Origin of the sequence: Ruegeria sp. HKCCA5839, from assembly GCF_013035585.1 — a bacterium.
Taxonomy (GTDB): Bacteria; Pseudomonadota; Alphaproteobacteria; order Rhodobacterales; family Rhodobacteraceae; genus Ruegeria.
Genome location: NZ_WQIE01000001.1, coordinates 930,847 through 956,421, shown reverse-complemented (window position 1 = coordinate 956,421; position 25,575 = coordinate 930,847). Strand labels below are relative to the sequence as shown.

The following is a 25,575-nucleotide window of genomic DNA, read 5'->3' as shown; positions in this document are numbered from 1 at the left end:
AACACCCCGTCCGGTTTCAGTCTTTTGTGCTGGCAGGTCTCCCGGCTTGCGGATGTCAGAGGCTTGCCTCTGTCGGATGTCCCACCTTCCCGGCCTAGGCCAGTGGCTTTGGGCACCCTCTCCGGTCACGGTCGCGGGGGCGGCTGCGTTTGACGGACGATCCGCTGACGCATTCCCTTTTCATCTGCTGTCGCAGACACCAACATATGGCTCATGAGGCACAGTTGACCCCGTTGTCAAGCGCGTTGCGCTAACAACAAGGCCAAGGGCTGAAAAGCGACTTGTGCGGGTCGCTGAGCGGCATGACGGGCTTTGCGCGCTGTGTTCGCCTGACCAAAACTGCAAACAGGGGAGCAGAGCTGAATGAAAGTAGGTTTTATCGGGCTGGGAAATGTGGGCGGCAAGCTGTCAGGATCGCTGCTGCGCAATGGCATTGATCTGACCGTGCATGATCTGAACGAAGTTCTGGTGGCCGAGTTTGTTGCCAAAGGTGCAAAAGCCGCGGAAAGCCCGGCGCAACTCATGCGCGATTGCGACGCGGTGATCACCTGCCTGCCATCGCCTGCGGCCTCGGACGCTGTGATGCAAGAGATGCTGCCCGAAGTGGGGCCCGGCAAAATCTGGATGGAAATGTCGACCACCGACGAAGCCGAAGCCAAACGCCTGGGCGCACTGGTGATCGAACGGGGCGGCGCGGCTGTCGATTGCCCGGTTTCGGGCGGCTGTCACCGCGCGGCAACCGGCAATATCTCGATTTTTGCTGGCTGTGACCGTGAGACATTCGAGCGGATCCTGCCGTTTCTGACCACAATGGGACGCCGGGTGCTGCACACGGGCGATCTGGGCTCGGCCTCGGTGCTGAAAGTGCTGACCAATTATCTGGCAACCGCCAACCTCATCACATGTGCCGAGGCATTGGTAACAGCCAAGGCTGCTGGAATGGATCTGGGCACGACCTATGAGGCCATCAAAATCTCATCGGGCACGTCCTTTGTGCACGAAACCGAAAGCCAGGTGATCCTAAATGGTTCGCGCGATATCTCCTTCACCATGGACCTGGTGAAAAAGGACATCGGCCTGTTTCAGGACGTGGCGGATCGCGCAGGCGTGCCGCTTGAGATCAACCCTGTCATGATCAAAATCTTCGACGATGGCATCGCGCGATTTGGCGAACGCGAACTCTCACCCAATATCATCAAACGCCTCGAGGAAGCCACCGGACTGGATATCCGCGCGGCAGGTTTTCCAGCAGAGATGGAAGACGATGAGCCAGAAGAGCCCGGTTACGAAGTGATTCCGCAAAACCGAACGTTTAGCCAGTAAGCACTTGGGCACCAAACCCAACCGATCTGCGTGAAGCTGCGTTGGCGTATTTGAAAGGCTAGAACCGACCACGCTTGTAAGGATCAGCAAGGTCGCCAAGGTCACAAAGGAATGCTGCCTGAAACAAAGGCTGCATAAACGTGGAGTGCACCCGTTCGAAACCTGATCACGCCAACAGAACAGGGGCTAAAATACCATATTAGCCAAATTGTTATCCTGAGCCGTTTCTTAAAGGCTGATTAGCTTGCATACAGGCAATGAAAGCACTTTTGAGGTTCGCGTGATTTCCAAGCGTAACGACTATTTCAGTTTGGCGCTCTGCGCATTCGGGCTTGTTGGGCTGTGCGTTGGTGTTCTTTTGCCATTCACACAGGCGTCGATTCCACCGTTGATCGACTACCCCAACCATTTGGCCCGAATACATGTACTAAAGTCGCTTGCCGATTCTTCAGAGTTCGAAGGCATATACGAGGCCGCTTGGGGACCCATCCCGAACTTGGCCATGGATGCGATCACTGTCTTTGGACTTCCATTTCTGAACAGCGAAACTGCTGGGTTTGTGTTTCTGCTTCTTGCGGTAGCGGTCTTTATCGGAGGGTCTTTGACGTTAAACGCGACCCTTTTCGGACGCCTGCACATTGGGCTTGCTCTTCCGTTTTTGACGGCCCTGAACATCGTCTTTGCGTGGGGGTTTCTGAACTTCTACTTTTCCGTAGGGCTCATGCTGTTTTCCGTCAGCGTGCTGATCCAGGCACAAAGACGCGAAGCTCCGTTGTTGTATCTTGCACTCTCGGTTTTGCTGGTCGCGCTCTATTTTTCACATATTTTCGGATACCTGTTTTGCCTCGCAATTTCATTTGCGTATCTGGTTAACCTAAACGCGTCACGCTTGCGTTCGCCTCTGGCGATCAAGAGTTTTGTGCGTTTTGCGTTCTGCGTGATTCCGTCGCTCGCGATCTTTGCCTTCAATCACTTTCTCTCGGACGCGGGTCTTGAGCCGATGCCTATGGGATCATGGTGGGGTGATCTGCACAACAAGGCGATGGCGTTCCTTGGGATCGGTCTGTTTCAAGGGGACGCGCCCGATTGGGCAGTCTGCATATTCGTGCTTGTGCTGTATCTGTGGCTCGGGCTGACAGGGCGCGTCAGGATCGCGCCAAGTATGCGTTTGGCCCTGGGTGGGCTTTTTGTGGGGACAATCGGATTGCCTGCAGTTCTTTTTGGTGTGTTCCTTGATGCGCGGGTCGGTTTGATATTCATGGCACTGCTTGTTGCCTCAAGCTGCTTTGAGGTGAAAAATACACGGATCAACACCGCCTTGGTCGCCCTGGCCGTGTGCCTTTCACTTTTCAAAGGAAGCTCAATCGCAGCCAACTGGAACGCGTTTTCGGAAAACGTAGACGAGCTGAAATCGGCAGTCGCGCAAATCACACCAAGGTCGAAGGTTATTGGTGCCTTTGACTTGCCAGGAAGCCGCCCCGAGCTGACCTATTCGACCCAATGGCGTATGGCCACCGGAGCGCGCAACATGCACCAGCCATCCGGTTTCCTTTCGTTTCGCAACATTGACAGTCTCGCGGTGATATTTGGCAATGCATTTGTACCGACGCTGTTCACCTATCCTTCGACGCAACCAATAAGAACCGAACAGGATTTACTGCACCTGGACCCGATACGCCCCTCACGGGCTTTGACAACAGCGCTCCTGTTCGGTGTCCTGGATGAAGAGCACAGGCAAAATATTTTGGGGGTCGCTGAGGGCCGGAACGAGAGGATCTACTATGCAGAATGGCCGCAAGACTTTGACTATCTCATTGTCTTCGGAGCGCCTAAAACCGAACAGGCAGAGAACCTGCAGGTTATTGAAAACGGATCGTTCTTCAAAATTTACCGCATCAAAGCGCCTTCATAAGCGAATTGACCTCTCACAGAACGTGCCAACACCGCACGCAAGCCATCAGCCCACAGCCCGGGTCATGACGCACCGCAGCGTTTTGGCCTTTGGGCGAAGGGCAGAATGAGAACGAACCGGTCAAATCAACAGCTTTGGAAATCAAAGCAAGGCGGAAGCTGTGGATGAAACGGCAGTATGTGGAGGCGAGTACCGGAATCGAACCGGTGTACACGGATTTGCAATCCGCTGCGTCACCACTCCGCCAACTCGCCTTTGTAAATGAAATCAATCACTTGCTGTGGTGTGGTGGGCGTTCTAGCAGCTTTCCGTGGGAACGTCCAGAGCTTTGAGGGCAAAACCATTCGGTTGCAGTGAAATCGGGGTTCATGGCTCTGGATTTTGCTTGACCAACGCTTTGGTGGTCGTGGCCCGTTGCCGCAGCGCTGTGGATATGGCAAAAGCGCGAAAACAAGGGAAACAGAAAGACCGATCCCATGACAGATTTCGCAGCCCGACGCCTGACAATGGTCGACACCCAGATTCGTCCGTCCGATGTCACGAAATTCCCCATCATCGATGCCATGCTGAGCGTCGAGCGTGAGAAATTCGTGCCCGATGCGCTGCGTGAGGCAGCTTATGTCGGAGACCTGACCGATCTGGGGCAGGGGCGATGCCTGCTGGAACCGCGAACACTGGCAAAGATGCTGGATGCATTGAATATTTCCAATGACGAAGCGGTGTTGGATGTTGGCTCGTGCTATGGGTATTCTACGGCGGTGGCCGCACGCATGGCGCAGCTTGTTGTTGGCGTCGAAGCAGATGAAGCCATGGCTTCTGAGGCGCAGACCGTGTTGATGGAAACGGGTGAAGATAACGCGATTGTCCATATCGGACCTTTGGAACAAGGTGCGGCAGAGCATGGACCGTATGACGTGATCCTTGTTCAAGGCGGGGTCGAGCGAGTGCCCGAGGCGCTGTTGGATCAGCTAAAGGACCAAGGCCGGATTGCTTGCGTTTTCATGGAAGGCGACCTTGGTACTGTGCGCGTTGGTCACAAGATCGACGGGCAAGTCGATTGGCGATTTGCGTTTAACGCCAGCGCGCCGGTTTTGCCCGGGTTCACACAAGAGTGTGCATTTTCGCTATAGTCCAGATTCAAAGTTATTGACTGCCTTGATTAGTTCAATTCAAAGGCGCAAATTGCGGTCGAGGCAGTGTTTTTTTGAATTCGAGAGGAATCGGAGATGGGTGGGACCCTAACAAGGAAGCTGGCGCACGCGCTGGCTTTGACCGCGGGTATCGCAGTTTCTAGCCTTCCGGTGCGTATGGCTTGGGCGGATAACCTGACCGATGCATTTATCGGTGCTTACAACACCAGTGGTCTATTAGAACAAAACAGAGCGCTTTTGCGGGTTGAAGATGAAGACGTCGCAATTGCTCTATCTGCATTGCGTCCGATTGTGAACTGGACGGTCGAAATCTCGCAGGATTTCAATCGCGCAAGGACCAACAATTTCGTAACCTCCAGTCAACCAACGGATTTTTTCACCGGGCTGACTTTTAGCCAATTGCTTTACGACGGTGGCGCAACCTTGTTTGGCAAGCAATCGGCCCAGGAAACTGTGTTGGCGACGCGGCAAACATTGTTGGATGTCGAGCAGCAAATTCTATTCCGGGCGGCGACTGCGTATCTGAGCGTGTTGCTGCAGGAAGAGACAGTCGGCATCCGTCAGAACAACGTCGATCTGTCCAGCGAAGAGCTTCGTGCGTCTCAGGACCGGTTTGAGGTTGGCGAAGTGACACGAACGGACGTTGCGCTGTCTGAGGCGCAATTGGCCAGTTCGCGAGCCGATCTTGCCGATGCGCGCGGTGATCTGGAAACAGCACAGGCAGAGTATGTTAATGCCGTCGGCAAACAACCGGGCAAGACAAGCGGGCAGCCAAGGCTTCCAAACCTGCCCAGCAGTCTGTCTGAGGCTCAGGGCTTGGCACGTCGCAACCACCCTGCGATCCAGTCGGCGCAGCACCAGGTGCGTGCGTTTGATCTGTTGGTTGAACAACAGCGTGCAAACCTCGGACCTAATGTCAGCCTGAATGCCAGCGCGGGTGTGACCGAAAGCTTCGACGACGACGATTATAGCAACGCAGGTTCGGTCTCGCTGAACCTGACCCAACCGATCTATCAGGGTGGCGGGCTGGCTGCGGCTGTTCGTCGGGCCATGGCCACGCGCGATGCGTCTCGGGCGAACTTGCTGAACGTGGAAAAAGATATCACTCAGGGCGTCACAGACGCATATGTGCGCTTCGAGACCGCCACAGCCAGCCTGCGCGCGTCGACCGAACGGGTGCGTGCGTCTCAGGTGGCATTCGATGGGATTCGCGAAGAAGCGACGCTGGGTGCGCGTACAACGCTTGACGTTTTGGCCGCTCAGCAAGACCTCCTTGACGCTCAATTGGCGGAAATCGCCTCTCGTACCGAGCGGTCTTTGGCGGCCTATCAATTGCTGCAGGCGCAGGGGCTTTTGACCGCAGAACGTCTTGGTTTGGCAGTGCAGATTTACGATCCGACCCTGTACTACAATCTGGTTAAAAAAGCGCCATCAGCGGTGAGCAAACAGAGCCGAGACCTCGATCGTGTGCTGAAAGCCTTGCGGCGCGACTAGTGCCGCAATACTACCTGTTGTGGGGCGAGGGCGGATTGGCTACACTCGCTCGCACAGGTAGAGCGGTAGAGAAGAATGTCGGATAGTGTCGTCAAAGCAGGCGGTGAGGATGTGCTTTCTTCGATCAAACGATTGGTGAGCGAAGAAGTGCGGGACGAGCCAGAGTTTCTTTTTATCCCAACGGCGCAGCCAGCCAAGCCAGGGCGGCTGGTTCTGACCGAAGCGCTGCGCGTCGGAGAAGATGCCGGTGCGGACGTCGAGCGCGACTCGCCTCTTCAGTTGGTGCGACAGTTGGACGAAAGCCGGGAAATCGCCGCTCGCAAACCCGGTTCTGAAGATACTGGTCCGATTCGATTGCGCGCGCGAGATGCGGTTGGCCCTGCACCGCTTGAGCGCAGGAATTGTGCGGTTGACGGGTCTGCCGACCCGGTTCAGAGCGAAACCGCAAATGGTTCTGGTCGCGACTTGGCTGGCAGCCTGAGTGCCAAGATTGAAGCGCTGGAAGCTGCAATTGCGCGTACCGAAGATCAATGGGAACCTGACGGGGAAAGCAACGACGCCTATTCCGGGACACGCACGCGCGCGGTGGACTGGCCTGCCGAAGCGGATGAGACAGTCGACGACGATGGTGCTGCGATTTTCATCCGCGCCCGAAAAAACACCACTGATGTAGCCGCGCCGAGCGACAGGAAAGCACTTCTGCCCGAAGGTCTGGACGAAACGGCATTGCAAGAGCTGATCGCTCAGATCGTGCGTGAAGAATTGCAGGGCGAGTTGGGTGAACGCGTGTCGCGCAATCTGCGCAAAATGGTCCGGCGCGAGATTGCGCGTGCCTTGATCGCCGAAAAGGTTGATTGACGATCACCCTTTGCTGGGGTGTTGCGCCAGCGCCAGAAGTTGATCCAGATCCATGTGCTGTTCCAGATGGTCGGCCAAGGCATCGAGCGTATCCTCGACGCCGTCTTCGTAAGCGATATCCGAGGTGACACCCAGCCGCGCCAGATAGCTGGCGCGAAATGGATCCGATGAAAAGATCCCGTGCAGATAACTGCCGCGCACGCGGCCATTGGCGCTGCTGGCGCCTTCGGGGCGGCCATCAATGTCCAGCCAGGCGCGCGCGCAATCCGGGCCAACTGTGCGCCCCATATGGATCTCGTACCCGCTGACGGGCTCATGGCCGGGCAGGGCTGTCGCCTGTGTCAGCTTTACCTGCTTGCTGCCCGTCATGACTGTTTCCACGTCGAGAAGACCAAGCCCCTCAACTTTGCCAGGGCGGCCATCCACGCCGTCTGGATCATCGATCGAGCGGCCCAACATCTGATAGCCACCGCAAAGGCCCAAAACGTGGCCACCGCGCCGTACATGGGCCAACAGATCGATATCCCAGCCTTGCGCACGGAAATAGGTCAGATCGCCGATCGTCGACTTGCTGCCGGGCAACAGCACCAGATCGGCATCTCCGGGCAGGGCGCGACCGGCGGGTACAATCTCGACCGTGACACCGGGTTCAGCCGAGAGCGGATCGAGGTCATCGAAATTCGCCATCCGCTCTAGCTGAGGCACAACGACCTTGCAGGCGCCACCCTTGGTGGATCGGATATCCATCATGTCTTCGGCGGGCAGCTTCCATGCATCGTGGAACCAGGGTACGACGCCAATGCATGGCCAGCCGGTGCGCGCGGCGATATCGTCGCGGCCATCGTCGAACAAAGACACATCACCCTTGAAGCGATTGACAGCAAAGCCCCGGATCATCGCCAGATCAGCTGGGTCGAGCACCGCCTGAGTGCCAACGATCTGCGCAATTACTCCACCGCGATGAATGTCACCCACCAGAACAACCGGAACGTTGGCCGCGCAGGCAAAGCCCATATTGGCGATGTCTCCTTGACGCAGATTGGTCTCTGCCGGGCTGCCAGCGCCTTCGACCAGAACCAGATCGGTATCCGCGCAAAGCCGGTGAAAGCTTTCGAGCGCCGCGCCCAGTAGCTTGGATTTGTCTTTGCGGTAGTCCCCAGCCTTCATCGTGCCAGCCCGTTGTCCCTGCACGATGATCTGCGCACCTGTATCGGTCTCGGGCTTTAGCAAAATAGGGTTCATGTCCGTGTGGCTCGCCCGTCGCGCGGCACGGGCCTGTAGCGCCTGTGCGCGCCCAATCTCGCCACCGCTGTCGGCCACGGCAGCGTTGTTCGACATGTTCTGTGGCTTGAACGGTGCGACCCGCAGGCCACGCCGGGTAAAGGCGCGGGCCAGACCGGCCACAAGAACCGATTTACCGACATTGCTGCCGGTGCCCTGAATCATGATGGACCGCGCCATGGCTTGTCTCCTATGCTGGCGGTCAGATGACCTGATTTGCAGGCAAAGGAAAAGCACAAGTTGAACACGCCTGCGCATCTTTTGATTGGGGCCGCTGTCTTTGCCCGCCCAGCGAAAGGGCGCGTGCTGGCCGCTGTACTGATCGGATCGTTGCTGCCTGATCTTTCGCTTTATCTAATGGCGGGGATTTCGCTGCATGTTCTGGCGATCCCGCCGCAGGTTGTGTTCCGAGAGCTCTATTTCTCAACCGCCTGGCAAACTGTGTTTGCCATCGACAATTCGTTTCTGCTGTGGGGGCTGGCCCTGCTGATCGGAATCTGGCGCGGTTGGCGTCTGGTGGTGCTGGGGGCAGGCGCTGGGCTATTGCACTTGCTCACTGACTTTGTGCTGCATGCCGGCGACGGTCGCCCGCAGTTCTGGCCATTCAGCGGTTGGGTGTTTCACAGCCCTGTCAGTTATTGGGACAACAGTCATCACGCGTTCTGGGTGGCGCCGGTTTTGGCGCTCGCCTGCATGGCGGCTTATGGGGCGTTGTGGCTGCGCGGCCTGACACCTGGCGCCAAACTGTTTTTTGGCGCGCTTCTATTGGCCGAGTTGTGGGTTGCACGGCAATGGCTTTTGTTTTTCTGAGCCCAAAGAAAAACGCACCCCGATGACAGGGGCGCGTTTTTTCGTCCGTTTGAGACGGTGATCAGGCGGCTTCGGCCTGCTGCGCGGCGTTCCGACGCTCGCTTTCTTCACGCGACAGCGCAACGGATGTGCGCACACCACGGCCAACGAACTCCATCAGTCCGCTGACAACCCGCTCATTGGGGTCGATACCTGCGCAAGACAGCACTTCGCGCCCATCGCGCGAGCGTGCCCAGCGGGCGATTTGTTCCGGGCCATTGCCATATTTTTTGTCATCCGCAATGGCGTCGTCCAGTGCGGCCAACACAACAGCCGCGAAAAGTTTGCGTGCACGATTGCCTTGCTCGTTGTTAAAGGCAGTGCCGTCAACGAAATCTCTCATCTCGTCTTCCTTGTTTTTCTTGCTCTTGCAATTTTCGGCGTGACGGTTCTTATGACCGATTAGTTGCGATTCGGATACACCTAATTTGCATAACTACGTTGCGTCATTTGCATGGCTTGCTGCACCTGCAGCACTAGGTTTCGTTGTCTTGCCAGGTGTAGCCACGCCAGATATAGGGACGACAACTGACGCATCAACCGTTTGTGAAGGATTTATGTCATGCCCAAGATAAATGGGAACGAAATTCGCCCCGGCAATGTGCTTGAGCATAATGACGGGCTGTGGGCTGCTGTAAAAGTTGATCACGTAAAGCCCGGAAAAGGTGGCGCTTTTGCACAGGTCGAACTGCGCAACCTGCGCAATGGATCGAAGCTGAACGAACGGTTCCGGTCTGCGGACAAGGTTGAGCGTGTGCGTCTGGAGCAGAAAGATCAGCAGTTCCTCTACGAATCCGACGGCATGTTGGTGTTCATGGACTCCGAAACCTATGAGCAGATCGAACTGCCCGCCGATCTGTTGGGGGAACGCCGCCCGTTTTTGCAGGATGGCATGACCATTGTGGTGGAGTTCTATGAAAGCGAAGCATTGAACGCGACGCTGCCTCAGAAAGTAACCTGCAAGATTGTCGAGACCGAGCCGGTGGTGAAAGGGCAGACCGCTGCGAACTCGTTCAAACCAGCTGTGCTGGACAATGGCGTTAAGGTTATGGTGCCACCCTTTATCGGTCAGGATGAGATGATCGTGGTGAATACCGAGACCATGGAATACTCGGAACGCGCCTGATCCGGATATCTTACCGACAAGACCGCATGGCTTTGGCCGGGGCGGTCTTTTCTACGAATGGTGCCCGATCCGGCGATAGCGTTCCGGGTTCGGGCCAAACAGTTCCAGCATCAGCTCGTATTTGATGCGGTTTGCGCTGACTTGCCTGTAAAACGCGATCAGAAACGCCGTCGGTCCCTGAATACGCGTAAGCCCGCTGGTGGCGGCAACCACCGTTCCGACATCGGTCTTTCCGTCCATCACCAGATACCCGCCCAGCATCAGAATCCCTACGGTTCCCGCTCCGTTGATGACGCTTAGCAGGAATTTGGCGGAAAGCTTCCACAGAAACATCTTGCGTCGTGTTTCGAAGATTTCGTCGAATTGAGCGTCAATCTCTGTCGCAATCTGGTCAATTTGCTCTGTCGTCAGTTTGTCTGTCGCCCCACGCAAAATACGGACACGCTCTGCCACGAAGACATTCACTTTCCGTTGCGATATCAATACGATGACGATCTGCGGCACGATCATCGAAAACGCGATCAGGCCCAGGCCGGGTTGGGTCGACGAGATATATCCTATGACACTGATCAGGGTGCCGATCTGAACCACGGGATCAGAAAACGCACCACCGGCAAATTTACCCAGCTCCTCCGCCTCGGCTGAAATGGCGGTGGTCATGGTCCCCTTGCGAAAGGACTCACCAGATTCGGTGAGATCCGTCGCCCGCACAAGCAAACGCTGTCGGATCATGCGGATCAAATCCTCACCCAGCGTTCCGGCGCGGTAGCCCAACAGCCATTTCAGGGCAAGGCTGAGCAGGATTACGGCCATCATGCCGCTTCCCAGAAGCAACAGACGGTCACCGCTGACATCATCAGATGTCAGATGGTTCACAATATCGCGCTGGAATTCCAAGGGAACGGCGGCGAGGGCTGCGATTGCGATCGACAGCACGATCAGGATGATCTGCCGTCCTGCGCTGGCCCGCCAGATCGCGCGATAGAGTTTGAACATGTCTGCGCTCGCGTTACTGAACTTTGCCCAGTCTGACAGCACATAGGGTCATATTCAAATCTTATCCGGGGCTTAGTTGGCCGCGTTCACTCAACCAGGCGCAGCGTTGCGTCTGCGGCCTGCATCTCTCCACCGGCGCGGTCGAAACGCAGATAGGCAATCGCTTTGCCGCCAGATTGGGTAAACAGCGTGCCAACAGGTTTGCCGTCGGTCGTGATCTGAGTGCCCGCTGGGGCAGCCCCTGAGATTTCTACGACGCGCAGCCCTTTGCGCAGCTCGGTCTTGTGCTTCATGCGGGCCGTGACTTCCTGCCCGACATAGCAGCCCTTTTTGAAGTCGACGCCGTTGAAGTCTTCGAAGCCGGATTCAAGGATATAGCTGTCTGGCGTCAATTCGATGTTGGTTTCGGGGATGCCATGGCGTACCCGGATCGCATCCCAGTCGGTGCCGTCATGGGCTTCGGCGGCCTCGGTATAGGCCCGCCAGCCCATGTCTTTATGCCTTGGATCGGGCAGGGCACCTGCTGGTGCAGGACCGGTGCCGCGTTGCAGGTTCAAGCCCGAGGGTTCGATCGTTACATCCGCGCGCAGCTTGTACATGGCCAGCCGCTTTTGCAGCCCGTCTGCCAATGTCTCAGCCACGTCCAGCAGAACCGCGTCTCCGTCCCGTTTCAGAAAGAAATCGGCCAGATACTTGCCCTGAGGCGTCAACAGCGCGGCATAGACCAGCCCATCCGCCAGGCCCTCAATGTCATTGGTGATCAGACCTTGCAGGAAACTGTCAGTGTCCGCGCCGGACAGACGAAAGATGCGGCGATTGGGCATGGTTGATCCTCGTCATTTGCCTTGGCCCCGTGATATAGGAGTTCGCGCCGCCAAGACCAGAGGTAACAGACGTGCCCGCACCGATCAGTGTTGTCATTCCCACCCTGAACGCCGCAGACAGCCTGCCGCGGGTGTTCATGGCCCTTTACGAAGGGGTGCAGGAAGGTCTGATCCGGCAGGTGATCGTCAGTGACGGCGGGTCCAGCGATCTGACACTGGACATTGCCGACGATGCAGGGGCGCTGATCTTGCAAGGTGCTCCGTCGCGCGGGGGGCAGTTGCGCCGGGGATGCGCCGCAGCAACCTCGGAGTGGTTGTTGGTGCTGCATGCGGATACCGAGTTGCAGCAGGGCTGGACCGCGTTTGTGTCGCAACACTTGTCCACGGGCCAACCGGCCTGTTTTCGGTTGCGTTTTCGCGCGCAGGGCATGGCGCCGCGTATTGTTGCCGGATGGGCGAACCTGCGAAGCCGGGTATTGGGCCTGCCTTACGGCGATCAGGCGCTACTGGTTCGAAAGACGGATTACGACGGGGCAGGCGGGTATCCCGATCAGCCTTTGATGGAGGATGTGGCCCTGGTGCGGGCCTTGCCAGCTGTCACGTCGCTGCGCTGTGACGCGGTCACGAGTGCGGAACGCTATACCCGTCAGGGCTGGCTGCGTCGCGGCGCTCGGAATCTGTGGACTCTGGCGCTGTATTTTCTGGGGGCTGATCCTCAGAAACTGGCACGGGCATATCGTCGTTGAAGGCAGTGCGAAGCTCGACAATCGACTTGCCCAGACGGAAGGGCGCGGCGAAGCTGACCAGGCACAAAGCGACGATCTGCAGCACCAGAATATGTGCGTTGGCCTGAAGGTATTCCCATTCATCCTTGAGCTTGCCAACCTGTTCGATCAGGTCGTCATAACTTTGGGCGAGGATCAGGTAATCTCCTGCAATTGCGGGCACTTTGCGCCGCATATTGTCGATTGCCACCTGTGTTTCCTCGTCAAGCGAGGTGAAGACCAGAAACTGGTCGATGCTGAACGCGTCGACTTTGGCGGCCATGTCACGCGCCTCTTCCATGTCATCTTTTGAGCTTCCGCCGAACAAGAAGTGCAGCCCCTGCAACGGGGCGACTTCATTTGTGACCTCGATGAACAAGGGCAGTTCCGAGTTGCTGGCGGTCGATGCCGACAAAAACTCGACCTTTTCGCATAAAACTCCGGTGTCCGGGTCATAGGCAGGGTCGCAAAATCGCAAGCGGAACCGCGCTGCATCGCGGTCAAAGGCCAGCGTGGCCGCATAAGCGACGTCAATCTGGCGATCCAGCCTGGAACTGTCCGAGGTGTAAAGCCCCGCCAGAACGGCAACCAATGCACCGATTCCGCCCAGCACGACCCAGACCAGGTCAGCCAGCTTCCAGGCTCGATGCCCTGCTGGTTTGCGAAACAGAAAGCCAGTACCCACCAGTCCGATCAGGAAAAACAGGATCAGCAGGGGCAATTGGTTGTCAGTAATAAAGCTCATGGGCCGGAGTTTACGATCTATCCCGGCGCTGGCAACCGTGCTCACGCAGTGTTGTAAGTTGTGAAGGATTTAAGACCCTGAACTTTGGCCGAATTTTCGGAACAATCGCGTGCGATCAAAGGCCTGTTCCAGCGCGTCAGTCCGGTCTTTCACACTGTCCCAAAGCCTTTCCTGCATCTCGGCAATCACGCATTCCAACAGGACGATAAGCGCCGACATCGAATCCCACGCCGAAGGCACCGCGATGCGGGCCGCAAAGGTATGTTTCGCCAACCGATGAATGGGCGAGCGCCATTGGTCCGTCAGCAGAACAACCTCGGCGCCGCGTTCGTGGCACAGTTGGCCGATCAGCAAGGTCGTATTCTCGTAACGCCTCACATCCAAGGCCACCAAAACATCCCCATCACGCACTTCCAGCAGATCATGCGTCCAGGACACCGCGTCCGACAGCATCTTCACGTCCGGGCGGATCATTTGTAAGTGCAGGTAGAGGTAGCGCGCCAGCGCCCCGGTGATACGTCCACCGGTGATGAAGATGCGGCGATCAGGATCGCACAGCATGCGACAGAGGTTGTCGAACTCGTCAGGATCGATCTCGTCAATGGTCCGTTTCTGGTTTTCCAGGGCCTGCTGCGAATACCGGTTCAGAATATGCTCTTCCGGCAGATCGTTTTGCCAGACGTCACGCTTGTCCTCCGGGCCTGAGATCATCTCTTTCACCTCGGCGCGCACAGCGGCCTGAAACTGCGGATAGCCGCCAAAACCGGTCTTTTGTAGCATGCGCGCCACTGTCGTTGTCGAGACAGAGGCGACACTGGCCAGCTCGGTGATGCTGCCCAGCCCTGCCATAGGATAGTCATCCAGCAAAACACTGACCAATTGACGTTCAGACGGCGTCATCTCTTCGCGGTGGGCCATCAGTGTTTCTGTTACCCGCACGAGTGTCTCTCCTTCAGCGAACGTCGTGTTCTGTACAATTTTTAACATCATGACTTGGGTTGCAAGTTTTTGTACAGGAAAATTATTGACAGGTGAACTGCGGATGTGGAGATTTTTCCCATGGCGCAGTTGGAATCACATCACACCAAACCCGGATTTGGCCCGGTCGTCTTTGCCGAGCAGAGCGGCGATGCGCCCTCGGTAATCGTTGTGTGTGAACACGCCTCGAACCGGGTGCCTGAGTTTTTGGGCGACATGGGCGTGGGGGCAGAAGCATTGCGCAGCCATATTGCCTGGGACCCGGGCGCTTTGCCGGTGGCCCGGAATATGGCGCGTCAGTTGTCGGCAAGCCTGATCTTTGGTGGCGTGTCTCGGCTGGTCTATGATTGCAATCGCCCGCCCGAGGCCGTTGACGCAATGCCCGCGCGCAGCGAAGATGTTGACGTGCCGGTGAACGCAGCGATGTCATCCGTCGACAGGGTCGAGCGCGTTGAACAGGTTTACCTGCCTTTTTCCAAGACGTTATCCGATGAAGTTAAGCGGAACCGAACGTCGTTGCAGTTGATGGTGACCGTCCACAGTTTCACACCTGTTTTCAAAGGCCAGAAGCGACAGGTTGAACTGGGCTTGTTGCATGGTGCCGATAGCCGGTTCGCGGCGGCGATGATCGCACACGCGCCTGCGAAGCTTCCCTATGTCACGCGGCTGAATGAGCCTTATTCAGCGGCAGATGGTGTCGCGCACACGCTGGATGTGCAGGGCCTGCGCAACGGGCTGTTGAATGTGATGATCGAGATCCGCAACGACCTGATCCAAACACCAACGCAACAACAAGCCGCAGCTGATTGCCTGGTTCCATGGATCAAGACCACGCTGACTGCCCTGAACGCGGAGGACGCTTCGTGATCAAGGCGATGGCGGCATATGTGCGCGTCGTTGATGCGGTGAACTACCGGATCGGACGTGTGATGATGTGGGGCCTCTTTGTGATGATGGGCATCCTGCTGTGGTCGTCGATCTCGAAAACCTTCTTTCTGCCCTCGCTCTGGACGCTGGAAATGGCTCAGTTCGCGATGGTGACCTATTACATCATGGGCGGGCCCTATTCGATCCAGCTGGGGTCGAACGTGCGGATGGATCTGTTTTATCACAACTGGAGCCCGCGCCGGAAAGCCTGGTTCGACGCCTTCACCGTGCTGCTGCTGATCCTTTATCTGGGCGTGCTGTTTTACGGCGGGCTGGGCTCGACCGCCTATAGCCTTGGCTATTGGGGCACCGAACCGGTTGCCTATTTCACCGGCTTGCTGACCGGCAGTGAAGAGATCGGGCGGCTGGAACGGTCTTCGACCGCGTGGCGCCCCTATATCTGGCCGATCAAGGCGATCATGGTGCTGGGCTTTTTCCTGATGCTGCTGCAAGCGGTGTCGGAATTCTTCAAAGACATAGCCCGGATCAACGGGCAGGAGATCGGGGTGCGGCGGGCATGAGCCAGGACTATATCGCCATTTTCATGTTCGCCTCGATGATGCTGATGCTGTTCACCGGACAGCGCGTATTCGGGGCCATCGGCGCGGTGGCAACCATTGCTGCGCTGGCCCTGTGGGGCACGGGCGGGCAGGACATTACCTTTTCTGCGGCGATGAAGCTGATGAAATGGTACCCGCTGCTGACTCTGCCGATGTTCATCTTCATGGGCTATGTGCTGTCCGAAAGCCGATTGGCGGACGATCTCTATCGCATGTTCCATGTGTGGATGGGGCCAGTGAATGGCGGGCTGGCGATTGGGACGATCGGGTTGATGGTGCTGGTCTCGGCCATGAATGGCCTCAGCGTTGCGGGTATGGCCATCGGGGCCACCATCGCGCTGCCCGAACTGCTGCGGCGCGGCTATGACAAGACGATGGTGACAGGCGTGATTCAGGCCGGATCGAGCCTGGGTATTCTGGTGCCACCTTCGGTGGTGCTGGTACTGTACGCGATGATCGCGCGACAGCCGGTGGGGCAGCTTTGGTTGGCTGGAATTGTACCGGGTCTGATGATGGCAGGGATGTTCATCCTCTATATCTGGATCCGTTGCCGCCTTCAGCCGCATCTGGGCCCCGCAATGGAAGATGCGCATGAGGTGCCGCGGGCCGAAAAGATCCGGCTGCTCGGGGCAGGGGCGCTGCCGCTGATCATCTTCGCCGCGATGATGGTGCCCTTTGTAAACGGTTGGACTTCGCTGGTGGAAAGCTCGGCCATCGGGGCGCTGACGGCGCTCATTGTCTCGGTCGTCAAGCGTCGGATGACGTGGAAGATATTCGAGACTTGCACCAAACAGACGCTGGCGATTTCCTGTATGTTCATGTGGATCATCCTGGCGGCGCTGGGTTTTGGCGCGGTGTTCGACGGGCTGGGTGCAGTCAGGGCCATCGACAACCTCTTCACCGAGCGTTTGGGCCTGTCGCCCTGGTTGATCCTGATCCTGATGCAGCTCAGCTTTATCGTCATGGGCACGTTTCTGGACGACACCGCGATGCTGGTGATTGTGGCCCCGCTTTATGTGCCGCTTGTGGGCATTCTGGGCTTTGATCTGATCTGGTACGGGGTGCTCTATACGATCACCACCCAGATCGCCTATATGACACCGCCCTTCGGCTATAACCTGTTCCTGATGCGCGCGATGGCCCCGCCCGAGATCGGGTTGAAGGACATCTATCGCTCGATCATCCCCTTCGTCGGTGTGATGATCCTGGCTCTGATCATCATCATGGTGTTCCCGGACCTGGCCCTGTGGCTGCCCGGATATGTCTATGGAAATTAAAGAAGAAGGCCCCGCGAACGGGCACGTGAAACTTCAACAGAGAGGAAATTGACATGACAACAAGACGTAAGTTTCTGAAAACCGCCGGGGTGGGCGTTGCCGCAGCACCACTGGCCGCGCCGGCTCTGGCGCAAAGCACGATCACCTGGCGCATGCAGACCTATGCGGGCCCCGCACTGGCCGCGCATGTGATCGACCCGGCGATTGAGATGTTCAACAAGATCGCTGGTGACCGGATGCAGATCGAGCTGTTCTATGCCGATCAGCTGGTCCCAACGGGCGAGCTGTTCCGCGCCATGCAGCGCGGCACAATCGATGCGGTGCAATCGGATGATGACTCGATGGCGTCACCCACCGAGGTCACCGTGTTCGGCGGCTATTTCCCCTTTGCCTCGCGCTATTCGCTGGACGTGCCGGTGCTGTTCAACCAGTGGGGCCTGAACGAGATCTGGGATGAGGAATACTCGAAGGTCGGCGTCAAACATATCAGCGCCGGGGCCTGGGATCCGTGCCATTTTGCCACTAAAGACCCGATCAACTCGCTGGAGGATATGAAAGGCAAGCGTGTCTTTACCTTCCCGACGGCGGGCCGGTTCCTGTCGCAGTTCGGCGTTGTACCGGTCACCCTGCCTTGGGAAGACATCGAGGTCGCGGTGCAGACCGGTGAGCTGGACGGCATCGCCTGGTCAGGTATTACCGAGGATTACACTGTCGGTTGGGCCGATGTGACCAACTATTTCCTGACCAACAACATCTCGGGCGCCTGGGCAGGGCACTTCTTTGCCAATATGGACCGTTGGAATGAGTTGCCTGAAGATTTGCAGACCCTGTTCAAGGTGTGCTGTGATCAGTCGCACTATTACCGCCAGTGGTGGTATTGGGGCGGTGAGGCCAACCTGCGGGTCAACGGCACCAAGATGCAGCTGACCACCATTCCGGATGAAGAATGGGCAACCGTCGAAGAGGCGGCTGTGAAGTTCTGGGACGAAATTGCCGCTGAATCCGAGACCAAGGCCAAGGTCGTTGACATCTTCAAGCGTTATAATGCCGAAATGCTCAAGGCCGGGCGGCCTTACCGTTACGGCTAGGACAAGCGGGGCAGGCGGCTGCGCCTGCCCTGACCACAAGGGAATGAGGGTGATATGACACTGGACGATCTCAAGGCGCTGGTTTCTGCCGGGGACATCGACACTGTGCTGGTCTGCATGGTCGACATGCAGGGCCGGTTGATGGGCAAACGCTTTCATGCAGGTCATTTCGTGGCCGGTGCGTGGCAGGAAACCCATTGCTGCAACTACCTGCTTGCCACCGATCTTGAGATGGGCACGCCCGATGGCTATGCCGCAACCAGTTGGGAACGGGGCTATGGCGATTATGTCATGAAGCCCGACCTCAGCACCCTGCGCCCGGTGCCGTGGCTGGAAGGGACCGCGATGGTGATGTGCGATGTGCTGGATCACCATACACATCAGGATGTGCCCCACGCCCCACGCTCGATCCTGAAGAAACAGGTCAAGCGGTTGAAGGCGATGGGCTATGACGCAATGTGCGCCACCGAGCTGGAGTTTTTCCTGTTCGAGAAGAGCTTTGACGAGAACCGCAAGGACGGCTTCCGCGATCTGGCACCGATCTCGGGCTATAACGAGGATTATCACATCCTGCAGACCACCAAGGAAGAACATGTGATGCGCCCGATCCGCAATCATCTGTGGGATGCGGGCATACCGGTTGAGAACTCCAAGGGTGAGGCCGAGACCGGGCAGGAAGAGCTCAACATCAAATACGCGCCTGCGATGGAGACGGCCGAATATCACTCGATTGCCAAGAACGCAGTGAAAGAGATCGCCTGGCAGCACGGCCATGCGGCGACTTTCCTGCCGAAATGGCATCACGACAAAGTGGGCAGTTCCTCCCATGTGCATCAGTCGCTCTGGGCTGACGGGCAGCCCTCATTTTACGATAAATCCGACGCGCTGGGCATGTCGGCAGTGATGAAAAGCTATATGGCAGGGCTGCTGAAATATGCGCCGGATTATACGTATTTCATGGCGCCCTACATCAACAGCTACAAACGCTTCATGAAGGGAACCTTTGCGCCGACGCGGATCATCTGGTCGGTGGACAATCGCACCGCAGGGTTCCGTCTGTGCGGCGATGGCACCAAGGCGGTGCGGGTGGAGTGCCGGATCCCGGGCTCGGACATGAACCCCTATCTGGCTATGGCGGGCATGCTGGCTGCCGGAATTGCCGGGATTGAGGAGGGTCTGGAGCTGCAACCTGCCGCGACTGGCGATGTTTATCAGGGCGACACCGGCATGATCCCGGGCAATCTGGGTGCTGCACGGGATGCGTTGCACGGGTCTGCGATGCTGCGGGCAGCGATGGGAGATGATGTGGTCGACCACTATGCGCGTGCGGCTGAGGTCGAGATCGAAGAGTTTGCGCGCGTTGTGACCGATTGGGAAATTGCTCGCGGGTTTGAGCGTGCGTAACCTCGCTGGTCCGGTCGCTGCGCGCCCGGTGCCTTCGGCGAGAGTATCTTAGGGAAGATTAGGCGGGGTAGTCCCCGCACGTATTCAAGAGGTTGAGATGGCTCAAATACTGAGGTGTATCTCACCGATCGATGGATCGGTTTTTGCCGAGCGCGAAGTTCTGACGCGTGATGCGGCGTTTGCAGCGGCGGGGCGCGCACGAGCGGCGCAGGCGGATTGGGCAGCGCGGCCTTTGCAGGAACGTGTCGATCTTGTCATGGCAGGCGTCGCCGCAGTGGGCGCGATGAATGATGAAATCGTACCGGAACTGGCCCAGATGATGGGGCGGCCCGTGCGCTATGGTGGTGAGTTTGGCGGGTTCAATGAGCGGGCCAGCTATATGGCCGAAATCGCCGAGCGGGCGTTGGCGGATATTGCGGTGGGTGAGGATGAGACGTTCCGGCGCTACATCAAACGCATACCGCATGGCGTGGTGTTTGTAGTGGCGCCCTGGAACTATCCTTACATGACCGCGATCAACACGGTGGCCCCGGCCCTGATTGCGGGCAATGCTGTGGTGCTGAAACACGCGACGCAGACCCTGTTGGTGGGCGAACGGATGGCGCAGGCACTCCATGCCGCCGGGGTGCCCGAGGATGTGTTCCAGCACGTATTTCTGAGCCATGACGTGACCAGCGATCTGATCGCTGGACGGGCGTTTGATTTCGTAAACTTCACCGGCTCTGTCGGTGGCGGGCAGGCGATGGAGCGCGCCGCTGCCGGGACCTTTACCGGTGTTGGGACCGAGCTGGGCGGCAAGGATCCGGGCTATGTCATGGAGGACGCTGATCTGGAAGCAGCCGTTGAGACGCTGATAGACGGCGCAATGTTCAATTCAGGTCAGTGCTGTTGCGGCATCGAACGGATCTACGTGCACGAAAGCCTATTCGACGCGTTCCTCGCTCGCGCTGTCGAGATCGTGCAGGGATACAAGCTGGGCAACCCTTTGGACCCCGAGACGACGATAGGGCCGGTGGTCAATGTGCGTTTTGCCGATGAGGTGCGCGCACAGATTGCCGAAGCTGTCGCCGATGGGGCCGTGGCGCATATCGAGACCTTCCCGGAGGATGATGGCGGGGCTTATCTGACGCCCCAAATCCTGACCAACGTGACCCATGACATGCGGGTGATGCGGGATGAGAGTTTTGGCCCGGTCGTCGGGATCATGAAAGTCTCATCCGACGCTGAAGCCATTGAATTGATGAATGACAGCGAGTTTGGCCTGACGGCCAGCCTCTGGACACGAGATGTGGACCGCGCGGCGCGGGTGGGTGATCAGATCGAGACCGGAACCGTGTTCATGAACCGCGCCGACTATCTGGATCCGGGCCTGTGCTGGACCGGCTGCAAGAATACCGGGCGGGGCGGTGGCCTGTCAGTGATCGGCTATCACAACCTGACCCGCCCCAAATCCTACCATCTGAAGAAAGTCACATCATGAGCCTTGTTGGAAACTGGTCCTATCCGACCGCGATCAAATTCGGTGCGGGACGTATCAAGGAATTGCCCGAGGCCTGCGCCGCAGCCGGGATCAAGCGCCCGCTGCTGGTCACGGACAAAGGGCTGGCCGATCTGCCGATCACTGCGGCGACGCTGGACATTCTGGAGGCCGCCGGTCTGGGGCGCGGCCTGTTCAGCGATGTGGACCCGAACCCCAATGAGCAGAACCTGGATGCCGGGGTGACTGCATATAAGGCCGGAGGCCACGATGGGGTGATCGCCTTTGGTGGTGGCTCGGGCCTGGATCTGGGCAAGATGGTGGCCTTCATGTCCGGTCAGACACGCCCGGTCTGGGATTTCGAGGACATTGGCGATTGGTGGACCCGTGCCGATGCCGACGCCATTGCGCCGATCATTGCGGTGCCGACCACCGCCGGGACCGGCTCGGAAGTCGGTCGCGCAAGCGTCATCACCAATTCCCAGACCCATGCCAAAAAGATCATCTTTCACCCCAAGGTGCTGCCCTCGGTCGTGATCTGCGACCCGGAGCTGACTGTGGGGATGCCCAAATTCATCACCGCAGGCACCGGGCTCGATGCCTTCGCCCATTGTGTCGAGGCGTTCAGCAGCCCGCATTACCACCCCATGTCTCAGGGCATCGCGCTGGAAGGAATGCGGTTGGTCAAGGACTACCTGCCGCGCGCCTATGCCGATGGCACCGATATCGAGGCCCGCGCCCAGATGATGAGCGCGGCGGCCATGGGGGCAACCGCCTTCCAGAAGGGTCTGGGCGCGATCCATGCGATGAGCCACCCCATCGGCGCAGTGTTCAACACCCATCACGGCACGACCAATGCGGTCTGCATGCCTGCGGTGCTGGACTTCAACGCGCCGGCCATTGCCGACCGGTTCCAGCAGGCGGCCGCCTATCTGGGGATCGAGGGCGGCTTTGACGGGTTCCGCGCCTTTGTGCAGGAGTTCAATGACGCGTTGGGCATTCCCCGCACGCTGTCCGATCTGGGCGTGACTGAGGGTGCGATCCCCGAGCTGGTCAAAGGCGCGATCACCGATCCCTCTTGCGGCGGCAACCCGATTGAGCTGACCGAGGATAATCTGACCGCGCTCTTCAAGACTGCGCTCTGACCCTCTTGCGCGCACCCTCCCTCATCCTGCACTCTGCACGCAGGTGAGGGAGATTTGCATGACCAAAGAGATTGTTCTGATCCACGGCGCCTTTGCGGGCCCGTGGTGCATGGAGGATTACGCAGGCTTTTTCCGGGCGCGCGGTTGGACGGTCCATACGCCCGCGCTGCGCTTTCATGGCGGTGATCCCAAGGCCGAGCCTGATCCGGGCCTGACCGACACCAGCGTGATGGACTATGCCAATGACATCGCTGAATTCGTACAGGGGATGGACAGCAAGCCGGTGCTGCTGGGCCATGCCATTGCGGGCGTTGTGGCGCAGCAGGTGGCGTCTCGGGGGTTGGCCAGCGCGATTGTGTTGATCAACCCGAATGCCGCTTGGGGGACCTTGCCGGAAACCGACGACGAACGCGCCGTGCCACGCGCGTTGATGGAGGGCGGGGCGTTCTGGAAACAGCCCATGCGCGTCGAGTTCGACCTGATGGCCCCCTTTGCGCTGAACAAACTGCCCGAGGCGCAGCAGCACGCGGTGTTCGACCAGCTTGGCCCGGAAAGCGGGCGGGTGATGTTCGAGATGTTCTTTTGGATGTTTGACGACCACCACGCGATGAAGGTGGAGATCGACAAGGTCGACTGCCCGGTTCTGATCGTGTCGGGCACCGAGGACCGGGCGGTGAACCCCAACACCTGCCGCGCGCTGGCGAAGCTCTACGGAGACCGCGCGACGTTCCTGCCCGCCTCAGGCCACGCGCATTTTCTGTTCATGGAGCCGGGATGGGAAGGGCCTGCCGGGCAGATTGCGGAGTGGTTGGGGGAGAAAATCCCCTGAACAGGGTTTCAACCGCGCTTGTGGAGATGTCCCGCATTATCCACACAATGCTTGATGCAAAGCATCAAGCACGCGCCCGACCCGCCCCCAGGGCGGGCGCGTTCCGCACCCTCCCTCGGGCCGGGCGCGAGGGTTGTGTATCGCGTCGCAAGATTACGTGCCGAAACTCCACCTGAATGGGCGCGGCGTCTCGTCTCTTTCAGATGATCTAACCGCGAGCCACCCCTCGGCTCCGCCAAAGGACTCCAGTTCCGTCACACGAGCGCCCAGACGAGACGTCTCAGAACTTATCTGCGGGAAGGCGAACCCTACCTCCACATCAGGTTGCCGGGTTTGAGCCGGTCCATCAGGGCGGTTATCGCCTAATTTGCAGACCTCGGTTTCGCCGCACCAAGGCGTCAATTTATTCCTTACCCGTTGTCCCGTTTGGGCACTCCGGCAAGTCGGCGAACCTACCGCTTCAAGTCAGGGAGAAACAAAAAAGCGTCCAAACAAAGGGCGCTCCTTTCTCCCACACTTGTGTGGGTGCGTGTTATCTAGGTACTAAATATGGTGGTTCAAGGGGCAAACCCTTCAAACATCCAACTCCTCCACAAACCGCGCGTTCTCCTGAATATACTGGAACCGCAGTTCGGGTTTCTTGCCCATCAGGCGCTCGACCAGATCGCCGGTTTCGCCGGGTTCATCCTCATCAATCGTGACGCGGATCAGTTTGCGGGATGCCGGATCCATCGTGGTTTCTTTCAGGTCTTTGGCGTCCATTTCGCCCAGACCCTTGAAGCGGGACACGTCGATCTTGCCTTTGCCGCCCAGACCTTTCTCAAGCCATTCGTCCCGCTCAGCCTCGTCCAGACAATAGACGCGTTTGGCGCCTTGGGTGAGGCGATAGAGGGGCGGGCAGGCCAGATAGAGGTGGCCTGCGTCAATCATCGGACGCATCTGGGTGAAGAAGAATGTCATCAGCAGCGAGGCGATATGCGCCCCGTCCACATCCGCGTCGGTCATGATGATGATCTTGTCATAGCGCAGGTCGTCGACGTTGAACTTGGTGCCAAGCCCCACGCCTAAGGCCTGCGTCAGGTCGTTGATCTCGGCATTGGTGCCCAGTTTTGAACTGGCCGCGCCCAGCACGTTCAGGATTTTACCGCGCAGGGGCAGCAGGGCCTGCGTTTTGCGGTCGCGCCCCATCTTGGCCGACCCGCCCGCCGAGTCGCCCTCGACAATGAATAATTCGGTGCCGTCGCGTGTTGAACTGGAACAGTCCACCAACTTGCCGGGAAGACGAAGTTTCTTAGTGGCGGACTTGCGTTGTGTTTCCTTCTCGGCCCGCCTGCGCAGGCGTTCTTCGGCCCTCAGGATGAGGAAGTCGAGGATGGCGCCTGCGGATTTCGTGTCAGCGGCCAGCCAGTTGTCGAAATGGTCGCGCACGGCGTTTTCGACCAGCCGCTGCGCCTCGACCGTGGCCAGCCGGTCTTTGGTCTGGCCGACAAATTCGGGCTCGCGGATGAAACAGCTGACCAGAGCGCAGCCGCCGGTGATCAGGTCATCGCGGGTGATCTGGCCCGCTTTCTTGTTGTTGATCAGCTCACCATAGGCCTTGATCCCCTTGAGGATCGCGGCCCAGAATCCCGCCACATGGGTGCCGCCTTCGGGGGTGGGGACGGTGTTACAATAGGATTGGATGAACCCGTCGCGCGAGGGCGTCCAGTTGATCGCCCATTCGACCTTGCCGGGGGTGTTGAATTTCTCCTGAAAGTCTACGGTACCGGCAAAGGGCTGCTCGGCATAGGTGGACGAGCCGTTCATCGTTTCTTTGAGATAATCCGACAACCCGCCGGGGAAGTGGAATGTGGCTTCGGTCGGGGTTTCTCCGTCGTCGATGGCGGATTTCCAACGGATTTCAACGCCCGAGAACAGATAGGCCTTGGAGCGGATGGACTTGAACAGCCGCGCCGGTTTGAACCGGTGATGGCCGAAGATATCCGGGTCGGCGTGGAAGGTCACAGTGGTGCCGCGCCGGTTGGGGGCGGCGCCAACTTTTTCAACGGGACCCAGCGGGATGCCGCGCGAAAACCGTTGTTCGAACAGCTGCTTGTCCCGCGCCACCTGCACGACCATCGAATCCGACAGAGCGTTAACGACCGAGGCCCCAACACCATGCAGACCGCCCGAGGTCTGATAGGCCTTGCCAGAGAACTTGCCGCCTGCGTGCAGGGTGCAGAGGATCACCTCCAACGCGGATTTATCTGGGAATTTCGGATGCGGATCAATCGGGATGCCGCGCCCGTTGTCACGCACGGTGAGGGCGTAGTCGTCGTGCAGTTCGACCTCAATCCGGTTGGCATGGCCCGCGACCGCTTCGTCCATCGAGTTGTCGAGGATTTCGGCCACCATGTGATGCAGCGCGCGCTCATCCGTGCCACCGATATACATGCCGGGGCGTTTGCGGACCGGTTCCAGCCCTTCCAGCACCTCGATGGACGAGGCGTCATAGGTGGCGGTGGTACTGGGCGTCAACAGATCGTCTGGCATCGGGGCTGCTCTTGCTTTTTGCGTTTTGCCCATTA

At 58.4% G+C, this 25,575-nt stretch carries 22 protein-coding genes, 1 tRNA gene and 1 riboswitch; of the genes, 16 read left to right on the top strand and 7 right to left on the bottom strand.

The genetic code is table 11. The features are described from left to right. Positions 1 to 13 precede the first annotated feature (13 nt). A riboswitch (cobalamin riboswitch) is annotated at positions 14 to 219 on the bottom strand. 144 nt (positions 220 to 363) lie between these two features. After that, a complete protein-coding gene (locus GOV38_RS04695) occupies positions 364 to 1,323 on the top strand; it encodes an NAD(P)-dependent oxidoreductase (RefSeq protein ID WP_171207785.1) in 960 nt (319 codons plus the stop codon). Positions 1,324 to 1,567: 244 nt separating this feature from the next. After that, positions 1,568 to 3,235, top strand: a complete 1,668-nt coding sequence (locus tag GOV38_RS04690) for a hypothetical protein (RefSeq protein WP_171207784.1) — start codon at positions 1,568 to 1,570, stop codon at positions 3,233 to 3,235. A gap of 180 nt (positions 3,236 to 3,415) precedes the next feature. On the opposite strand, the gene GOV38_RS04685 is transcribed toward GOV38_RS04690, so the two are convergent. Continuing rightward, positions 3,416 to 3,489, bottom strand: a tRNA-Cys gene (locus GOV38_RS04685). 222 nt (positions 3,490 to 3,711) lie between these two features. Between GOV38_RS04685 and GOV38_RS04680 the strand changes: the two genes are divergently transcribed. The 3 genes from GOV38_RS04680 (at position 3,712) to GOV38_RS04670 (ending at position 6,738) form a co-directional block, all read left to right on the top strand. Beyond that, positions 3,712 to 4,365, top strand: a complete 654-nt coding sequence (locus tag GOV38_RS04680) for a protein-L-isoaspartate O-methyltransferase (RefSeq protein WP_171207783.1) — start codon at positions 3,712 to 3,714, stop codon at positions 4,363 to 4,365. Between the two features lie 96 nt (positions 4,366 to 4,461). Further along, positions 4,462 to 5,880 carry a TolC family outer membrane protein gene (locus tag GOV38_RS04675; RefSeq protein ID WP_171098193.1) on the top strand — a complete coding sequence of 473 codons (1,419 nt, stop codon included), beginning with the start codon at positions 4,462 to 4,464 and terminating at the stop codon, positions 5,878 to 5,880. A gap of 75 nt (positions 5,881 to 5,955) precedes the next feature. Further along, positions 5,956 to 6,738 carry a hypothetical protein gene (locus GOV38_RS04670; protein WP_171098195.1) on the top strand — a complete coding sequence of 261 codons (783 nt, stop codon included), beginning with the start codon at positions 5,956 to 5,958 and terminating at the stop codon, positions 6,736 to 6,738. 3 nt (positions 6,739 to 6,741) lie between these two features. On the opposite strand, the gene GOV38_RS04665 is transcribed toward GOV38_RS04670, so the two are convergent. Further along, a complete protein-coding gene (locus GOV38_RS04665; protein WP_171207782.1) occupies positions 6,742 to 8,199 on the bottom strand; it encodes a cobyric acid synthase in 1,458 nt (485 codons plus the stop codon). 60 nt (positions 8,200 to 8,259) lie between these two features. Here GOV38_RS04665 and GOV38_RS04660 point away from each other — a divergent pair, with 60 nt between their 5' ends. Then, positions 8,260 to 8,829 carry a cobalamin biosynthesis protein CobQ gene (locus GOV38_RS04660; protein WP_171207781.1) on the top strand — a complete coding sequence of 190 codons (570 nt, stop codon included), beginning with the start codon at positions 8,260 to 8,262 and terminating at the stop codon, positions 8,827 to 8,829. A gap of 61 nt (positions 8,830 to 8,890) precedes the next feature. Here the strand turns inward: GOV38_RS04660 and GOV38_RS04655 are convergent, their stop codons facing one another. Next, complete coding sequence (locus GOV38_RS04655; RefSeq protein ID WP_037310273.1) at positions 8,891 to 9,211, bottom strand: DUF6280 family protein; 321 nt, start codon at positions 9,209 to 9,211, stop codon at positions 8,891 to 8,893. 219 nt (positions 9,212 to 9,430) lie between these two features. Between GOV38_RS04655 and efp the strand changes: the two genes are divergently transcribed. After that, positions 9,431 to 9,994, top strand: coding sequence for an elongation factor P (efp, locus tag GOV38_RS04650; RefSeq protein ID WP_171128793.1), 564 nt, complete (start codon positions 9,431 to 9,433; stop codon positions 9,992 to 9,994). A gap of 51 nt (positions 9,995 to 10,045) precedes the next feature. Here the strand turns inward: efp and GOV38_RS04645 are convergent, their stop codons facing one another. Continuing rightward, a complete protein-coding gene (locus GOV38_RS04645) occupies positions 10,046 to 10,990 on the bottom strand; it encodes an ABC transporter transmembrane domain-containing protein (protein ID WP_171207780.1) in 945 nt (314 codons plus the stop codon). Between the two features lie 86 nt (positions 10,991 to 11,076). Then, the gene (locus GOV38_RS04640) at positions 11,077 to 11,814 is read right to left on the bottom strand and encodes a folate-binding protein YgfZ (protein ID WP_171207779.1); all 738 of its coding nucleotides are present in this window, start codon (positions 11,812 to 11,814) and stop codon (positions 11,077 to 11,079) included. Between the two features lie 71 nt (positions 11,815 to 11,885). Here GOV38_RS04640 and GOV38_RS04635 point away from each other — a divergent pair, with 71 nt between their 5' ends. Further along, positions 11,886 to 12,560, top strand: a complete 675-nt coding sequence (locus tag GOV38_RS04635) for a TIGR04283 family arsenosugar biosynthesis glycosyltransferase (RefSeq protein ID WP_171207778.1) — start codon at positions 11,886 to 11,888, stop codon at positions 12,558 to 12,560. A gap of 832 nt (positions 12,561 to 13,392) precedes the next feature. Here the strand turns inward: GOV38_RS04635 and GOV38_RS04625 are convergent. Beyond that, on the bottom strand, positions 13,393 to 14,262 hold the full coding sequence (locus GOV38_RS04625) for a MurR/RpiR family transcriptional regulator (RefSeq protein WP_371808493.1): 870 nt from the start codon (positions 14,260 to 14,262) through the stop codon (positions 13,393 to 13,395). A gap of 120 nt (positions 14,263 to 14,382) precedes the next feature. On the opposite strand from GOV38_RS04625, the gene GOV38_RS04620 reads away from it, so the two are divergent. The 8 genes from GOV38_RS04620 to GOV38_RS04585 all read left to right on the top strand — a co-directional run bounded on the left by GOV38_RS04620 (position 14,383) and on the right by GOV38_RS04585 (position 23,008). Further along, positions 14,383 to 15,168, top strand: a complete 786-nt coding sequence (locus GOV38_RS04620) for an N-formylglutamate amidohydrolase (protein ID WP_171207777.1) — start codon at positions 14,383 to 14,385, stop codon at positions 15,166 to 15,168. A gap of 8 nt (positions 15,169 to 15,176) precedes the next feature. Then, complete coding sequence (locus GOV38_RS04615; protein WP_171099227.1) at positions 15,177 to 15,749, top strand: TRAP transporter small permease subunit; 573 nt, start codon at positions 15,177 to 15,179, stop codon at positions 15,747 to 15,749. Beyond that, the gene (locus tag GOV38_RS04610) at positions 15,746 to 17,065 is read left to right on the top strand and encodes a TRAP transporter large permease subunit (protein WP_171207776.1); all 1,320 of its coding nucleotides are present in this window, start codon (positions 15,746 to 15,748) and stop codon (positions 17,063 to 17,065) included. The genes GOV38_RS04615 and GOV38_RS04610 overlap by 4 nt, the downstream gene beginning before the upstream one ends. 53 nt (positions 17,066 to 17,118) lie before the next feature. Then, positions 17,119 to 18,153, top strand: coding sequence for a TRAP transporter substrate-binding protein (locus GOV38_RS04605; RefSeq protein ID WP_171128800.1), 1,035 nt, complete (start codon positions 17,119 to 17,121; stop codon positions 18,151 to 18,153). Positions 18,154 to 18,207: 54 nt separating this feature from the next. Then, positions 18,208 to 19,557, top strand: a complete 1,350-nt coding sequence (locus GOV38_RS04600) for a glutamine synthetase family protein (RefSeq protein WP_171207775.1) — start codon at positions 18,208 to 18,210, stop codon at positions 19,555 to 19,557. Between the two features lie 97 nt (positions 19,558 to 19,654). Then, positions 19,655 to 21,037 (top strand): aldehyde dehydrogenase family protein, encoded by a 1,383-nt coding sequence (locus GOV38_RS04595; RefSeq protein WP_171207774.1) that lies wholly within the window; start codon positions 19,655 to 19,657, stop codon positions 21,035 to 21,037. After that, positions 21,034 to 22,179 (top strand): iron-containing alcohol dehydrogenase, encoded by a 1,146-nt coding sequence (locus GOV38_RS04590; protein WP_171207773.1) that lies wholly within the window; start codon positions 21,034 to 21,036, stop codon positions 22,177 to 22,179. The genes GOV38_RS04595 and GOV38_RS04590 overlap by 4 nt, the downstream gene beginning before the upstream one ends. Before the next feature lie 58 nt (positions 22,180 to 22,237). After that, complete coding sequence (locus GOV38_RS04585; RefSeq protein ID WP_171207772.1) at positions 22,238 to 23,008, top strand: alpha/beta hydrolase; 771 nt, start codon at positions 22,238 to 22,240, stop codon at positions 23,006 to 23,008. 573 nt (positions 23,009 to 23,581) lie between these two features. Here the strand turns inward: GOV38_RS04585 and parE are convergent. Further along, the gene (gene parE / locus GOV38_RS04580; RefSeq protein ID WP_171207771.1) at positions 23,582 to 25,540 is read right to left on the bottom strand and encodes a DNA topoisomerase IV subunit B; all 1,959 of its coding nucleotides are present in this window, start codon (positions 25,538 to 25,540) and stop codon (positions 23,582 to 23,584) included. Positions 25,541 to 25,575: the final 35 nt, after the last annotated feature.